This is a genomic window from Candidatus Palauibacter soopunensis, from assembly GCF_947581735.1.
Classification (GTDB): Bacteria; Gemmatimonadota; Gemmatimonadetes; order Palauibacterales; family Palauibacteraceae; genus Palauibacter; species Palauibacter soopunensis.
This window is the reverse complement of record NZ_CANPVT010000050.1, coordinates 1-14,566: the sequence shown is the minus strand read 5'-3', so window position 1 is coordinate 14,566 and position 14,566 is coordinate 1. Positions and strand designations below refer to the sequence as shown.

Here is a 14,566-nt window from a genome sequence, read left to right as displayed (position 1 = left end):
GCATTGGAAAGGTTGTCCGAGCAGTACGAAACGGAACAGCGGCGGCACTCCGGACAGATCGAAGCGTTGCGGCGGCACGTCGAAGCCTTGCAGCGGCAAGTCGAGCGGCTGAGCGGGCGGGTGACGGACTTGACCGGATACTCCAGGACCTACGGCGCAGGGCCACGGAGCAGGTGGAGATGACGCGGCAACTGCTGGAAAGGATACGAAGGCCGGGGCCGGACCGGGGTCATGGGCCCAGCCGGTAGCGGAGTCCCGGAAGCGGGAATCGGTCGGACGCTACGCGCATCGACGGAGGTTTCGGGCGTTATTGCACCGGCTCGAACTGTCCGAAGTACTCGAAGACCTTGCCGCTTATCTCGACGTTGAGCCTCTCGTCCAGAGAGTAGTTATGGAATAGCCAATTCAGCGCTTGGTAATGACGGCTCACGAAATCAGGCAGGTCAGGACCAAAGCTGACGACGCCTGGCCTCACCGGCGTGACCGAACACAGGCAAGATGCGATCACCCCCAGCGTCCCTCCGTCCGTGGAAAGGAAGTAGAACCAATAGGGGAATGCGTCGTCCAACTCAGTGCAGAAGCGCCGCACATCTGGGATGTCGCGCAGTTCTCGCGGGTCGTTGGTGTAACCGAAAAAGGCCAAGTCTACGCTACCCCGATACCGTTCGACGGCGTCCCTGTCAGCGAGGACGCGCGACAGGGTTTCCGCCGTACCGGACACGTCGAGCGCTTCCACGTCTGAGCGGTCTACCACCACGCGAAGCCAATCGGCGCCCACATCTTCCCGGAACCCCTTGCCAGCAGCCTCGTCGGTTACCCAACGGCCCGATGTGGGAGCGGCAATGATGTGGCTCCCGTCAGTGACCGCGTGAACCCGTTCATGCGTAGTCGAGTCCGGTACGTTCCCGATTCCGGTTGGATCGTACACCACCGTCTTCCCTGTACGAAGGCCAAATCGGCTACGTGGGAACGCGCCCTCCGCACGGGCGGCGGAGAACATCTCCTCCAGCGCCCCAACGAAGCTGTCCTCGGTGGTCTGGAAGAACGTGAGCTGTTGAAACTCGGTATGGTCCAGGAGTAGGCAGGGAATGCCCGTCTCGTCGAACACGGCAAGGACAGGTGGGCTACAGACTGGCCGCTCTGGATCGAACAGCTCTTTGACGATGACGAGCCCGAAGACATCGCGCCCGGACATGGAGACGCGACGCCGCTTCCCCTCGGTGACGATCTCAATGGACTGGCCAGATCGAAGGTGATTGATGGACCCTTTCAACTGGGCGGACGCGTTCTCGACGTGGTCCTCGGCAGTCGCCTTCTTGCGATTAATCGTCCGAGTCAGTCCCGACTCGGTGCTTGGGCTGTCCTTGGCCTGAATCAGGAGCAGGGTTTTGGTCGTCGCCACTAGGACGTCCACGAATTCTCGTCCGTTGTCGGCCCGCATCGGATTCGAGAAGACTTGGTCACCCCTGAACGGGCGATGCAGGGCCATGGCGATGTCAGGTTCGTTGAGATCGCCTGGGTTTTCGACATTCTCTTCCAAGCTGTCGGGAAACAGCCGCTCCCGCAGACGAATAGGGAACGCAGCAGCGTCGTCCGACCGCGTGCGAGTGCCGAACCGGGATTGCATCGCGTCGAGGACGTGGCGCGCTTGATCGAGGGTTGGCGACACGAAGCGAATCGCATCCGAGAGCACGCGAAAGCGATTAGCGTCGGGGTTCTCAACTCGGACGCCCAGTAGTTCCCGATTATGCTCGTCGAAGAAGTGGACGTAGAAGGAGGCCGACGAGAGCAGCCCCACCAAGTTTCGCGGGATCTCCGCGTTGACGAGCGGCGTCCGGATCACCAGGGGTTCTTCGTGGTCGTCGAAGAAGGCGGTCACCAGCCCGTACGTAGCCAAGCCGTCGACATGGACAGGAACCAAGTAGAAGCGGAATCCGCCGCGCACTCTGGCCGTTTGAGCCACCTCTCGCGAGGCTTTCACGACGAGAATCAGTCGTGAGTCGCCAACCCGGCGAAAGGGCATTAGGCCGGCTGGCATGTCCACGAGCCAGTCCAGAACCTCCGGGTTGGTGACGGTGAGCTTCATAAGGGAATCCCCGGAGTTTGGCCTAGCGTGTCGGGAGGGAGCGTTCGAGTGGAGCCGTGCCAACAAGCTTCGCGGAGGTTCTCCCCACGATCAAGAAAGGCCCCGGTCGCTCCAAAGGCGAGCCTGCGGCGTGTCCCTACTCGATCTCCCCAGCCCGACCGTCGGAAACCGCTCTGCCCGTGATGTCCTCACTCCGCGTTGCTGCGGCTCGTTGCGATCCGCTCGCGCATCCATTCGTCCACCTCGGCCTCGACCCAGCCCACGGCGCGCGATCCCAGCGAGACCGGCCGGGGGAAGCGCCCTTGCTCCAACCGCACGTAGATGTGCTCCGCGACAGGCCCGTGCAGGCTAGCACTTCCGGCAACCGCAGGAAGCGCACCTGCCCCAGCCTTTTCCGTTCGATCATACTCGTCATCGCTCCGTTCTCCTTCTATCAATAGTCGATCCCGGAATCATCCGGTCCTTGGGTCCTGTCGTCCCCGGACATGAACGCGAGCCCTGTCCCCTACCCGGACCTCAGTCGCCGGCGAGATACTTGGCCCAATCGTCCATGAGGCGACGCCGCCGCTCGAACAGGTCCGTGCGCCGGTAGGCAGCTTCGACCTGATTCCGGACCACATGCGCCAGCGCCGCCTCCGCCACCTCGCGGGGGTGGTCGGTCTCCTCTGCGGCCCAGTCCCGGAACGACGACCGGAACCCGTGCGGCACGGCCGCGATCCCGAGCCGCCGGAGCGTTCTGGAGAACGAGGTGCCGTCAACCGGATTGTCGCGCACGCTCGGGAATACATGGGGACCGCCCGCTCGACGGAGCGACCGCGCCTCGTCGAGAATCTCAAGCGCACGCCCGCTGAGCGGGACGCGGTGCTCGCGGTTCGTCTTCGTGCGCCCCGCGGGGATGGTCCACACTCCCGCGTCCTCGTCGATCTCGCTCCATGCGGCCCCCCGGGCCTCGCCTGAGCGAGTCGCCGTCAGCACGAGGAACTCGAACGCCAGCTTCACAACCGGCCACGCACTGGACGCCTTCACCTGCTTGATCGCGGACGCGACCTCCCCGTGCGGCAGCGCCTTCATGTGCTTCACAGCGTACTTCTGTGAGCCGAGCGCCGGGCCGATCCGGTGGCATGGGTTGTCCGGCCGGAGTTCCATAGCCACGGCCCAGTCCAGGACCGCGCGGATGCGCTGGCGGAGCTTCCGGGCGGTGGTCGCCTTCTCGTGCCAGATCGGAGCCAGAACCCCGATCACGTCGGTGCTCGTCACTTCCGAGACCGGCATCTCGCCGATTCGGGAAAAGGCGTGGCGCTCCAGGCTCTTCAGCCACAGCTGGGCATGGTAGGGGGAGCGCCAACCCGGACTTAACTGGTCCCGGAGCTTCCGCGCCGCCTCCGCGAAGGTGGGCACCGACTTGACCCGCCGCTTCTCGGACATAGGGTCGCCACCCTCGCGGGCCAGCTTCCGGTTCGCGAACGCTTTCTCGCGGGCTTCCTTCAGCGAGACCAGGGGGTATCCGCCGAGCCCGAGTTCGGTGCGGCGGCCCCGGATCGTGAGGCGCTGAATCCAGCCCCGGCTGCCCGTGGGCCGGACATCGAGATAGAGGCCGTTGCCGTCGCAGTACCGTCCGGCCCGGCTCACGTTGCGGACGAAGGCGGGCGTGAGGGCGTTGTGCGGATGCCGACCGCGCGGCTTGCGTTTCGGAGGTCGTCTCGGGAGCGGCATACCTACCATTATATCAGCCATCACATGGCGGATGCAAGGAGACGGTGAGGAACAGCGGCGGATCGTATCTCACGCTCCCTACTCATCATAATCCAATGTATTCAAGCGAGTTATGGACGATATGATATCTATCTGGATCGCCCTGTCTTATGAAAGCCTGCTGCCAGAACGGCTCGCGGGACTTGCCGAAGAGCTGGTTGATGAGAGAGGCCACGCCGTAGGCCATGGAGTAGGAGTCGAGCAGCGGATCGTCGAGCGGGTTCCATTGCAGCGAGCCGCCGAGCCCGATCTCGAGGTAGTCGTCCCCGCGCCCGGCGTCGTCGAGGATGCGGCGCACCTGGTGGCAGAAGTCCCCTTTGACTTCGAGCACGAGTGCGCCCGCGCGCCGCGCGGGATCATCGGCCTGCCAAGAGAGCAGCTGCCGCGCGAACGGGTACATGCAGGCGGTCGTCTTGCCGGTGCCGACGGCTCCGACGACGAGCATGCCCGTGTAGAGCCCCTTCTCGGGAATGACGAGCCAGGACGGCCGCACGCTTTCGGTGGCCACGGTCGGGTGGTGCAGTTCTCCGATCACGAGCGAGGGCGTCTCGTCCTCAGGAGAGGTGGGCCAGTCGGGTAGCTGCCCCTGCGCTCCGCGTCCCCGCCGCGGCTGGATCCAAACGCGTGAGACGGAGAGCGCGATCGACCCGGCCAGGAACACGGCCACGCCGGGCGCGAGGAAGTGCCAGAGGTGGATCGCCCGGTGCAGGCCCGGATCGCGGTCGGCGATCAGGTCGAGGTAGGGGTTGCCGCCCGGGCCGGGGAACGGCGCGAGGAACGCTCGCCAGCCGAGCGCCACGAGCGCGATTCCGATGAGGACGAGCGTCCACGGCCTCATCGTTGCGACACCCTTCCCGGAGGGATCGATGCTGCGGGAGCGACCCAGGCGTGGCGGCGAGGGTGTGAAAACACGCTCGCCGCTACGCCGTACCGAGCCTCTGGCGAGGGGGGTCGCTCCCGCCACGGCCGCAGCGGCCCGTCCGGCAACGCACGGGCGGGCCGCGAGGCCGCAACACCCCGCCGGGCAAGCGGATAAGCGGAACGCCCGGCGTGAATCGCCGGAGCGCTGTTTCGTGAAACGACCCCCCGCGTCGTTTTCACGCCGCGGACGGGCATAGGGCGGGGGCCGGTCACCGGAACCGGACCCCGTTGAGGCGCGCGGTCCGCCATGCGGCGCCGCGGTGGATCGATCCGCGCCCGGCGCCTTCACGGCGCGCCTGCGCTTCGAGCTCGATGCTGCGCTTCAGGGCGGCCTGGAGCCCCCCGAACTCCTCGAGTACGTGGACCGCGCCCTGGACGATCGCGCGCTCGATCCGGGCGAGTTCGTCGCGGATCCCGGGCCCGGCGTCGCCGGGTCCGGCGGGCTCGGCCCAGCCTGCGATCACGCGCCGGGCCCTTTCGAGCTCCCGGGCGGTTCGGGCCACGGCCACGACCTCGACCGACAGGTCCAGCCTGGCGAGCGCGCGCCATAGCCCGCGGTGCGCCGTGCCCCAGGAGCGGAGCGCGGTGGCGGTGTCGTGGCCGGGGTCGGCGTAGACGAACAGGGCGCGGGCCGAGTCGAGCGCGACGGGCAGCTTGACGGGGAAATGGCGCCGGGTCTCCCCGGCGGCGCCACGGTACACGCGCACGGGCAGGAGCTCGCGATCCAGCCCGAGCGCCTCGAACGCCGCGACCTTCTCGTGCTCCGTCGGGAGCCAGGGCAGATCCGCGTGCTCGATCACGTAGTCGAGAGAGAGCAGGCGGCGCATGAGGACCTCGGGCGAGGCGCCGCGCCGGTGGCGGATGTGCTCGGCGCCGAGCGCCCGGTACACCGGGCGGCCGAAGATCCGGCAGACGCGGCCGATGCCGGCCAGCCCGGGCTCGGTCTCCTCGCTCGCGACGCGCCGCTCGATCAGCGAGAGCACGCCGCGCCGAATCTGTTCGGGATGCGCGTCCGCGAACCGCGCCCACTGCGCGCGGGTGAACACGCCGCTGTGCAGGCACACGAGCGCGATCCATTCGGCCTGCTTCCCCGTCCAGCCGAACGACGCCAGCGCCTTCTCGCGGCCATTGAGATGCGCGATCATCGCTCGTCCCCCGTCACCAGCGCCCGGTCGGCCTGGAGGTAGGTGATGAGGAGGCCCATCGGATTGTGGACCACGAGCTCGGGCGGGATGGTCTCCAAAAACTCGAACCGGAGCGCGGCCGACCAGCGCTCGCGCCGCACCTCCTGGCCGCCGGCGAGGTGGACGACGTCGAAGTCGGCGGTCGCGCCGTGCGGAGGCTCGGGCGAGGGGTGGATGCGGAGCACGACCTGCTCGACCTGGCGTTCGGTTTCCGCGGTCCCGGCCGCCACGCCCGCGACCTCGTCACCGTCGCGCGCGAACGCCGCGTTCGCGAGTTCGGTCGACAGGAACCGGAGGCTGCGGGTCCATTGCTCCTGGACGGTCGCCCGGCGCCGCGAGTGGAAGTCCGAGACGAACCGGTTGAGAAAATACTTGGTGGTGGGATCGAGCGGATCGGCCTGCGCGGTCGCGGCCTCGTAGGCGAGCGCCTCGGCGCGGCCGACCTCGTCGACCCGGACGACGATGGGCTTGGGCGGCTCGGTGCCCGCGATGCGGAGCAGCACGAAGACGCCGAGCACGCAGCTCGCCGAAAGGAAGATCAGGATCGTCCGCAGCTTCCGGTTCGCCCGGACGGTCTCGCCCCAGATCTCGGCGTACTCGCGCCCGGCGTCCTTGTCTCGTTTCATTGGGCCGATCTCCTTGCGTGTCAGACGGGTGGCTTGGCGGGGGCGGCCACGGTGCCGGCACTGCGCATGACGAGCGCGACGAACCCGGATCCGGTGGAGCCGGAGCCGGAGACAAGCATCGAGGCGAGTTCGCCGACCTTGAGGCCGGCCATGAGGCCGCAGACGACGAGCGGAAGCAGGACGACGGCCCAGAGCCAGAGTTCGCCCGCGCTGGCGGTGCCGGTGCCCATGAGGGCGTCGGCATAGGTCGTGATGTAGCCCATGCCGACGCCCATGAAGACGCGCAGGATGGCTCCGGCCACGACGCCGTAGAGCGTGTAGACCATGAGCGTGCGGAACCATCCCCAGAACAGGAACGCGAGCGGCTCGAAGATCAGGAACGCGATGAACACCGGGCCGAGCAGGATCACGATCGCGATGGCGACCTGCGCCCAGATCACCTGCGCGTAGGTGATGCAGAACAGCAGGAGCAGGCAGAACACGAGCGACGTGCCCAGGAACAGCGAGATGAGCGAGGAGAACAGCACGCTCAGGCCCGCGGTGATGATGGAGAGCACGCTGCCGCTCGACCACGCCGCGCTCAGGTGCGCGCCGTAGGCCTGGACGAGCGCGGTCATCTCGGCGTATCCGGCCGACACCACGTCGGAGATGAACAGGTCCTGGAGCCAGATCCCCCCGGCGGCGACCATGGCCGGGAACGTGAGCCCGACACCCGGGATCGGGACGACGTAGTAGTGGAGCAGCGTGCGCGGGATCGCGATCCCGATCACGAGCTGGATGATCGCCCACGGCTGGAACGTGCCGCTGAACGCGATCTTGAGTCCCGTCCAGGCCACCATGACGGCGGCAAGCCCACCCCAGAGCTGGAGCCCGAGCGCGTGCACGTCCGGCGCGGCCCCGCCGACGACCGTGTCGAGCACGATGTCCAGGAAGCTCTTGAAGTCCTGGAGCTGGTCGGCCGGGATCTGCGCCGGGACGTTCGGGTCGATCGACTGTGGGGGAAGCTGCATGGCGTGCGGGCCCCTACCGGTAGAACGACGGGACCCGGAGCCGGAGCCCGTCGCGGAGCGTGGCGCGGTTCAGCGACGCCGCGTCCCGCATCGTCACCGCCATCGCGTTCGCGCGTTCCCGGCTCTCCCGCCACTCGGCGAGCCGGTCGAGCCGGTCGAGCTCGGCCAGCCGCGCCCGGCTCGCCTCCCGCGCGGCCTCGTGGGCGAGCACCTGGGCCACGGCCGCGTCGATGCGGCCCTGGCTGAGCGCCGCGGCCACCTGGGCCTGCTGCAAGGCGGTGTTGGACAGGTTGCCGTTCGCGGTAAGCCCCGCGAACGAGCCCTGCGCGCTCTCGACGGTCTCGGCGAGCGCCGCCGCCGCGTCGAGGGTCGCGTAGTCGAGCACGCGCTGCCGGCCGGCGGCTTCCCGGGCGCGGCGGAAGTCGTCGGCGGCGCGCGACGCCACCCCGGGCGGAAGGTCGCGGAACAGCGCGAGGATGTCGGCCTCGCTGACGCGGTCGGCCGCATTCTGCGCGCTCCGCCACAGCCCGGTGAACGAGCGGCCACCGGTGCCGAAGCCCCGGACCGCGTCAACCGTCTCGCGGGCCGCGCCCTGGAAGTCGGATCCCCAGGCAAGGCCGTCTCGAACGAGCCCGGCGGGCTCGGCCGCGAGCCGGGAGAACGGCGCGAGCAGCGCGTCGATCTCGCCGCGCGCGGCGCGCTCCATGTGTTTCAGCTGATCCTCCAGTTCCGTGAGCTGGCTGGCCATCGAACGCAACTCGCGGACCTGGTTTCGGATCTGCGTGATCTGGTTCGCGATGATCGTGGCGCGCTGGACCCAGCTGCCGAAGTCGAGCTGGGCGCTCGCGGGCCTGGGAGCCGCGAGCAGCAGGAACGGGACGAGCAGGACGGGGGAGAGGGTTCGGTATCGCACGAAGGCGTTCTCCTCTTGGGGTCAGTTGATCGGAGCGGCCCCGGGCCTCGGGACCAGCACGTCGGAGGTGAACCAGATGCGCAGCCGGTGGCCGGCGCGGATGGTGATCTCGGGCATCCGGTTGAGGAACCGGTCGAGAACGGACGTGGCGCTGCCTCCGAGCCCCTGGCCGACGCCCGCCCGGAGCCCGTAGGGCGAGGCCCCGGAGAGGGTGAGGCCGCTGATGGCGCCGACGGCGCCCGCCGCCGCGAACGTCGAGAGGTAGTGGCGGTTCACCCGGTCCCTGAGCGCGCCCTCGCCCGCCTGGTTCAGCCCGGCGAACTCGAGGTCGATCCAGCCGCCGCCGGGGAGCAGCAGCCGGTGGAACGCGACGGCCAGGCGGCTCTGGTCGCGGTTGGCTACGGCCAGGGCCGTCCCGACGACGCGCGCGCCGCGCGGGACAAGCACCCGCTGGCGGTCCGCCGAGTACAGCGGCACCGACACCATGGCGAGCACGGGGCCGGGGAACTCGCCCGACAATTGGGTCAGAAGCACGGCCTCCAGAAACGAGCCCTCGCGGATCCGTTCCCAGCCGGGCGGGTCCGTGGGTTGGACGGCGATTCCCGGCTCCGGCGTGCCGGGCACGCGAGTGCCCTGCAACGAGGCTCCCGGCGAGCTCGGCAGAACCCCTTGGCCCGCCAGTCCGCCGTGCATCTCCGCCTCGAGCGCGGCGACCGACCGCTCGACGGACGCGAGCATCGCGTCGAGCGCGGCGTCGGACGCCTCGGGTTCGGCGGGGCGCACACCATCCCGGCTCTCGTTCGGATCCCGGTGCGACCGTGCGACGGGAAGCGCGCGGAGCGAGCGCGTCCTTCGCTCGATCTCCTCCAGCCGGAGCGCCTCGCGAAGCTCGTGCTCGGCCTGGGCCATGCCGACCACCCCGCCGCCCGTTCCACTCACTCCGGCCGCCCGCGCCGCGGCCCCGGCCGCGGCCTCTTCGGCCGCAGCGTCCGCATCGGCCTGCCTGCGCTCCTGTTCGGCCCGGGCCTCGTCCGCGGCGGCCTGCTGGGCGTGGCGCTCCGCCTCGGCGCGAAGGCGCCCCTCGAACGCGCGGCCCGCGCGATGGTCCACGGCCTGCGCCTCCGGCGCGGCTGGGGCCATGGGGTCCTCGTCGGGACCCGTGAGCGAGGAGGAGAACAGCATGCCGGCGACGAGCACGGCGATCAGCACGACCCCGGCCTTCGTGACGATCCCGCCGGGCAGCGCGCCCTTGGGCTCCTTGATCCACTGTTTCCAGCGGCTCACCTGCGCGCCTCCGCGGGCTCGAACCGCCAGCCCGCGCGCTCGTCCCCGATCTGGAGCCAGCCGTCGCCCAATACATGGCGGGCGACGTAGAGGCCGTCCTCGGTCAGATCGAACGCGACGAGCGCCGGCTCGCCGTCCCTGAGTTCATAAAGCGCGGGCGCTTCCTGGGCGTGCGAGCGCAGGTAGGTGAACCGGCCGTCGTGCCACATCGCCTCGACGAGGAACGGCCGCTCGGAGGCATCCCGGTCCAGCCGGTACTCGAACCGGAGCCGCTCGGGATAGGAGGCGCGGAACGCCTCGATCTCGGCTTCCGCCGCCGCCCGGGCCCGGCGGGCCGCGCGGGCCGCTTCGGCGGCCATCTCCCGGTAGGCCGCGACCTCGGTCCGGGCGACGAACGCGGGCGCGCCCGCGCCGGACATGCCCGCGGTGTCGGCGCCCGCTTCGACGCGGACGACCAGGTGCGGCGGCTCGTCGGCGTGCTCCGAGACCAGGAACGAGTAGATGCGGCCCGACTCGCACACGAGCGCGATGTTGGTCGCCGCGTCCTCGGCCAGCGGCTTGAGATAGGCAACGTTCGCCGCACCCGTGAGGTGCCAGTACTCGGAATCCCCCGCTACGAAGTCGAGGATCCGCTCGGCGGCGGGAAGCACGATGACCGTCGTATGACGCACGCGCGCGCGGACGATATGGATGCGGTCGCCGCCGTCCCCGGCGGCCGTTACGCGGAGGAACGCCGCGTCCGGTTCGGACTGTGCAGCGGCCTTGTGCTCCTGGGCGGCGGCGGGAAGCGCGGCGAGCAGCAGCGCCAGAGCGATCGGTATGGTGTGGAGCCTCATGGCGTCATGTCCTCTCGGGGTTGGGAGTGGGGTGTGCGGGTGTTGGCCAGGACCTCCAGCGCCTTGGCGAGTCCGTGCCGCTCGACGGCCCCGGCGCGGCGCTCGGCGTCGAGCGGCGAGGAGGTGTAGAGCCAGTAGCTCTCGGGGTCGACTTCGAGGCGGAGCACCGCGGCTTCCTCCGGGCGTCGGAGGTACAGCTCGCGCTTGGGCGTGAGTTCGCGGATCCGGGGCACCTCGGATTCGTTCAGCCGGAACAGGTCGCCGACCTCGTCCGGCAGCTCGGGGTTGGCGAGGAACAGCTTGGTCGGGATCGATTCGAGCAGCGCCGAGGCGCCCGCCGTCCCGGACACGTCCACGGCCGACTGGGTCGCGAGCACGAGCGCGGCGTTCTTCTTGCGCCACGTCTTGGCCGCCTCGGCCAGGTAGGAGAGCACGGCCGGATCGGCCAGGTAGCGCCACGCCTCGTCCACGACCATCAGCTTGAGCCGCCCGGTTTCGGCCGGGTCCTCGATCTCGAGGCGCATCCGTTCGAGCAGGTAGGCGAGCGCGGCCTCGCACAGATCCGCGTGCTCGGCCGCGCCCGCCAGGTCGATCACCTGCCAGTCGCCCAGCGCGAGGTCCGCCCCGCCCGAGGGCGCGTTGTCGAAGAGGGCGCCCCAGACGCCGCCCTCCGTCCAGCGGCTGAGCGCGGGCCACATGGCCGAAGGCAGCGAGCCCGCCAGCACGCCGAGCGTGCGCCGCCCGGGCTCCAGCGCGTACAGGTCCTCGATGCGCTCCCGGATCTCGCTCGTGTCGGCGCCGCCCGGCTCGTAGCCGCCGAGCCGGAGCAGCCGGAGCACCCAGCCGGTGAGGAACTGGAACGTGCGCGTGCCCGCGGGCAGGGCGAAGGGCGTGAGCCGGAGCCCGGACTCCGCCTCGCCGCCGGGCGTGAGCTCGAGGTACGAGCCCCCGAGGAACCGGGTCAGCCAGCGGTAGGAGCCGCCGAGGTCCAGGATCAGCACCCGGGGCGAGTACTTGAGCGACTCGACCAGGAGGAAGTTGAGGGAAAAGCTCTTGCCCGAGCCGGTCGCGCCCAGGATCAGCGTGTGGCCCACGTCGCCCCGGAACAGGTCGTAGTGGTAGGCCGTGCGCCACGGCGTCTCGAACGCGGCGAGCGACTCGCGGCCCAGGTGCCGGCTCCGGGCCGAGCCCGTCGGCGGCCCGAACACCGGCGCGATGCAGGAGGCGAGCCCGGCCGAGACGAACACGGTCCGGATCTGCCGCCTCGGCGGCTGGGCCGGAAGCCGCGCGAACCAGACGGGCAGCTGGCCGTAGCCTTCCCGCACGACCTTCGCGTCGTGCGCGGCGAACAGCCGGCGCACGTCGCCGTCCAGCCGCTCGGTGTCGTCCAGTTCGCCGTGGATCGCCACGGTGAGCGACGCCTCGCCGTAGGCCACGCCGTCGGCCTCGAGCTCGACCAGCGCGGCGCCCAGCCGGTCCGACTCGGCCGCCGCCGCCGAATCGACCATCGCGGCCGCCGTGCCCTGCGTCTCCTGCACGTGCGACATCATCGAGTAGCGGCGCGAGAAGTAGTGGCGCTGCGCGCCCCGGATCCGGCGCCGCGCCGCCTGCGTGGTCCACGGCCGCCACTCGAGCGAGACGGTCAGCGTCGCATCGAGACGGTAGAGGTCGCGGAGCAGGTTCGCGTGCGCCTGGCCCGGCGGCGAGAGAAGCGAGTAGAGGATCACGGGCTCGCCGCCGAGTCTCAGGTGACTGCGCTCGGCTTCGAGCTCCGACAGCGCGAGCCGCCAGTTCATGCCGCTGCCCGTGGCGCCGTCCCACGGCGTGCCCGGGCGGTTGACGAGTTCGGACAGCAGCCGGGACGCTCGATGAGCCCCCAGCACCTCGACGGGCGTGTGCTCGGCGACGAGCGAGCGGCCCGCCTCGACCATCGCCCGGAACCGGCCCGCCGCCGCCTCGATCTCCGACGCCAGGTACGCCGGCGCTTCCTTCCGCCGGCGCTTGCCGAGCCGCGCAAGGGCCGACAGCGGTCCCGGCCGGGCGGCCTTGGCGGCCGGCCGCAGGCCGGACCCGTGCGACCAGACGACGTAGGCCTCGAGCCGCTGCACGCGCCCGGCCAGGAACGCCCGGCGCTTGCGGCCCGACAGCGCCGCCACATCGGAGCCGGCCGCCTCGCCCGGGCCCGCCACCGGGGCCGGACGCCGGAGCAGGTGGAACTGGAGGCGCGCGCCGGGGGGCAGTCCCGAGAGCAGCCGCTGCCAGAGGCTCAGCACCCGGTCGGCCTGCCGAGGGGTGCGGCCGTCCATCGCGGCGGGGCGCAGGCGGCCGACCGCGATCAGTTCGCCCGAACGCGCCAGGCAGGTGCGGCCGTCGTCCAGCCAGCCCCAGTAGGGCAACTCCTCGGCCAGCGAACCCGCCGCCGCATGCGCCCGCAGCTCCCCGGCGACCCTCACCTGCCGCCCCCCGGGATCTTCAGGTGCCAGGGCTCCGCCGCCCACTTGCCGGGATCGAACCGCGCGGGATGGCGCGCCGCCGCCCGGAGCACCGCGAGCATCGCCGGATCCTTCCGGCCGGCGAGCCAGCCCGCGCCGTAGCAGCCGGCGAATACCAGCCCGCCGGCCATCAGCGAAGCGGTCGCGTTCCACACCGCGACCGAGAGCGTCGCGCCCAGCAGGAACAGCCGCCGCTCGACGCCCAGCACGGTGAGCGGGCGGTTGAGCGCGGCGTAGCCCGGCCAGCGGGTCGGTCCCCGCATCAGAACAGCCAGCCGAGGAAGTTCACCGCGCCCACGGCCATGCCGATCCCGAAGATGATCCCGGCCAGCGTGCGCTTGCTCCCGCCCTCGCCGAACGCGAACATCAGCCCGCCCACCACGATCGCGATCAGCGACAGTCCGCGCGCGATCGGGCCCGTGAACTGCGTCTGAAGCTCGTTCACCGCGTCGACCCACGGGCTCGTGCCCTGGGCCAGCAGCGCGCCGGGCGCCAACACCAGCAGCGCGGCGTTCCAGGCCGCCGTTCGCAGCGTTCTCGACAACGTTCTCATGCGCTCTCCTCCTTGGGAGTTCAGTCGTTCGTCGCATCCGGGGCGCTCCCGCCCCGGCTCTTCTCCACCCACTTCTCGGCCCATTCCTCGATCTCGGCCTCGATCCAGCGCGCCACGCGCCCCCCCAGCAGGACGGGCGCCGGAAAGCGGTCCTCGGCCGCCCAGCGGTAGATCGTGCTCCGCCCCAGGCTCGTCCGGGCCTGCACCTCCGAGATCCGCAGGAAACGGGTCGCCGGCTTCGTCCGCTCATCGCCCATGTCTTCGCTCACCGCTCCGCTCCGGTTCGTCTGCCCCGGGCGCGCCGCGGGCCCCGGCCCGCCGGCTCGCACGGGCGGAGCCCCGGCGCTGTCCGGATCCAGCTCCCAGTCGCCGATGAACGCCAGAACCCGGTCCGCCGTCCTCAGCGACGGCGAGCGTCCGCGCTCGATCCGGCGCAGCAGGCTCGGGTCGCCCACGGCCTTCATTCCGAGCGTCGTCGGACTCATGCCCGTGTCGTCGAGAAACGCGCCTATCCGTGTCTTGAATTGCTCCTCCAGCGTTGCCATTCGACGGCCGTTCCAGTCTCATCGGGCCCGTAACGGTGAAGCGGTGTGCTCAAGGAAGTCAACTCTTAGCAAATCGCCTAAGTGTATCTGGTGTATATGCTTATCCCACGTCGTCCCGGAGATCCCGGAGGCCGCCGCCAATGCGGCGCCCGAGCACCCCCGCGGGGGACGTCCGGGAGGACGCGGCGAAGGGAAAGGTTCGGATTCGGGCCGGAAGGCGTGGTGCGGAGACGACCGCACCGGAGTCGTCCGCCCGGCGGACGGGACCTCGAACGGCCGCGGGAACCGGAGACGGTCGCGGAAGTACCGGCCCTGTTACCCGGCATGTAAAGTTTCCCTGAAGTCGGCATGTAAAATGTCCCAC

Annotated in this window: 13 protein-coding genes and 1 pseudogene; all 14 read right to left on the bottom strand. The window is 70.2% G+C overall.

What is annotated here, in order from left to right; translation table 11 throughout:
- Positions 1–307: 307 nt before the first annotated feature.
- Positions 308–2,086, bottom strand: coding sequence for a chlororespiratory reduction 6 domain-containing protein (locus tag RN901_RS12310; RefSeq protein WP_310758585.1), 1,779 nt, complete (start codon positions 2,084–2,086; stop codon positions 308–310).
- Between the two features lie 188 nt (positions 2,087–2,274).
- A pseudogene (locus RN901_RS15000) lies at positions 2,275–2,492 on the bottom strand (AlpA family transcriptional regulator).
- Positions 2,493–2,602: 110 nt separating this feature from the next.
- On the bottom strand, positions 2,603–3,799 hold the full coding sequence (locus tag RN901_RS12300; RefSeq protein ID WP_310758583.1) for an integrase arm-type DNA-binding domain-containing protein: 1,197 nt from the start codon (positions 3,797–3,799) through the stop codon (positions 2,603–2,605).
- 85 nt (positions 3,800–3,884) lie between these two features.
- The gene (locus RN901_RS12295; RefSeq protein WP_310758582.1) at positions 3,885–4,676 is read right to left on the bottom strand and encodes a hypothetical protein; all 792 of its coding nucleotides are present in this window, start codon (positions 4,674–4,676) and stop codon (positions 3,885–3,887) included.
- A gap of 292 nt (positions 4,677–4,968) precedes the next feature.
- Positions 4,969–5,904: a hypothetical protein gene (locus tag RN901_RS12290; protein ID WP_310758581.1), complete on the bottom strand. Its 936-nt coding sequence runs from the start codon at positions 5,902–5,904 to the stop codon at positions 4,969–4,971.
- Positions 5,901–6,569: a VirB8/TrbF family protein gene (locus RN901_RS12285; protein ID WP_310758580.1), complete on the bottom strand. Its 669-nt coding sequence runs from the start codon at positions 6,567–6,569 to the stop codon at positions 5,901–5,903. Before RN901_RS12285 ends, RN901_RS12290 begins: the two co-directional genes overlap by 4 nt.
- A 20-nt stretch (positions 6,570–6,589) precedes the next feature.
- Entirely contained in the window at positions 6,590–7,579 is a 990-nt protein-coding gene (locus tag RN901_RS12280; RefSeq protein WP_310758579.1) for a type IV secretion system protein, read from the bottom strand.
- Positions 7,580–7,592: 13 nt separating this feature from the next.
- Entirely contained in the window at positions 7,593–8,492 is a 900-nt protein-coding gene (locus RN901_RS12275; protein WP_310758578.1) for a hypothetical protein, read from the bottom strand.
- Between the two features lie 21 nt (positions 8,493–8,513).
- Positions 8,514–9,776 carry a TrbI/VirB10 family protein gene (locus RN901_RS12270; protein ID WP_310758577.1) on the bottom strand — a complete coding sequence of 421 codons (1,263 nt, stop codon included), beginning with the start codon at positions 9,774–9,776 and terminating at the stop codon, positions 8,514–8,516.
- The gene (locus RN901_RS12265; protein WP_310758576.1) at positions 9,773–10,612 is read right to left on the bottom strand and encodes a TrbG/VirB9 family P-type conjugative transfer protein; all 840 of its coding nucleotides are present in this window, start codon (positions 10,610–10,612) and stop codon (positions 9,773–9,775) included. Before RN901_RS12265 ends, RN901_RS12270 begins: the two co-directional genes overlap by 4 nt.
- Positions 10,609–13,065, bottom strand: coding sequence for a DUF87 domain-containing protein (locus RN901_RS12260; protein WP_310758575.1), 2,457 nt, complete (start codon positions 13,063–13,065; stop codon positions 10,609–10,611). The genes RN901_RS12265 and RN901_RS12260 overlap by 4 nt, the downstream gene beginning before the upstream one ends.
- Positions 13,062–13,367, bottom strand: coding sequence for a VirB3 family type IV secretion system protein (locus tag RN901_RS12255; RefSeq protein ID WP_310758574.1), 306 nt, complete (start codon positions 13,365–13,367; stop codon positions 13,062–13,064). Before RN901_RS12255 ends, RN901_RS12260 begins: the two co-directional genes overlap by 4 nt.
- The gene (locus tag RN901_RS12250; RefSeq protein WP_310758573.1) at positions 13,367–13,657 is read right to left on the bottom strand and encodes a TrbC/VirB2 family protein; all 291 of its coding nucleotides are present in this window, start codon (positions 13,655–13,657) and stop codon (positions 13,367–13,369) included. The genes RN901_RS12255 and RN901_RS12250 overlap by 1 nt, the downstream gene beginning before the upstream one ends.
- 20 nt (positions 13,658–13,677) lie before the next feature.
- Complete coding sequence (locus RN901_RS14995) at positions 13,678–13,914, bottom strand: AlpA family phage regulatory protein (protein WP_345782390.1); 237 nt, start codon at positions 13,912–13,914, stop codon at positions 13,678–13,680.
- Positions 13,915–14,566: the final 652 nt, after the last annotated feature.

Excerpts from the sequence above, each read along its gene's own strand:
- RN901_RS12310 (WP_310758585.1), bottom strand. The coding sequence starts at position 2,086 with ATGAAGCTCACCGTCACCAACCCGGAGGTTCTGGACTGGCTCGTGGAC.
- RN901_RS12300 (WP_310758583.1), bottom strand. The coding sequence starts at position 3,799 with ATGCCGCTCCCGAGACGACCTCCGAAACGCAAGCCGCGCGGTCGGCAT.
- RN901_RS12295 (WP_310758582.1), bottom strand. The coding sequence starts at position 4,676 with ATGAGGCCGTGGACGCTCGTCCTCATCGGAATCGCGCTCGTGGCGCTC.
- RN901_RS12290 (WP_310758581.1), bottom strand. The coding sequence starts at position 5,904 with ATGATCGCGCATCTCAATGGCCGCGAGAAGGCGCTGGCGTCGTTCGGC.
- RN901_RS12285 (WP_310758580.1), bottom strand. The coding sequence starts at position 6,569 with ATGAAACGAGACAAGGACGCCGGGCGCGAGTACGCCGAGATCTGGGGC.
- RN901_RS12280 (WP_310758579.1), bottom strand. The coding sequence starts at position 7,579 with ATGCAGCTTCCCCCACAGTCGATCGACCCGAACGTCCCGGCGCAGATC.
- RN901_RS12265 (WP_310758576.1), bottom strand. The coding sequence starts at position 10,612 with ATGAGGCTCCACACCATACCGATCGCTCTGGCGCTGCTGCTCGCCGCG.
- RN901_RS12255 (WP_310758574.1), bottom strand. The coding sequence starts at position 13,367 with ATGCGGGGACCGACCCGCTGGCCGGGCTACGCCGCGCTCAACCGCCCG.
- RN901_RS12250 (WP_310758573.1), bottom strand. The coding sequence starts at position 13,657 with ATGAGAACGTTGTCGAGAACGCTGCGAACGGCGGCCTGGAACGCCGCG.
- RN901_RS14995 (WP_345782390.1), bottom strand. The coding sequence starts at position 13,914 with ATGGGCGATGAGCGGACGAAGCCGGCGACCCGTTTCCTGCGGATCTCG.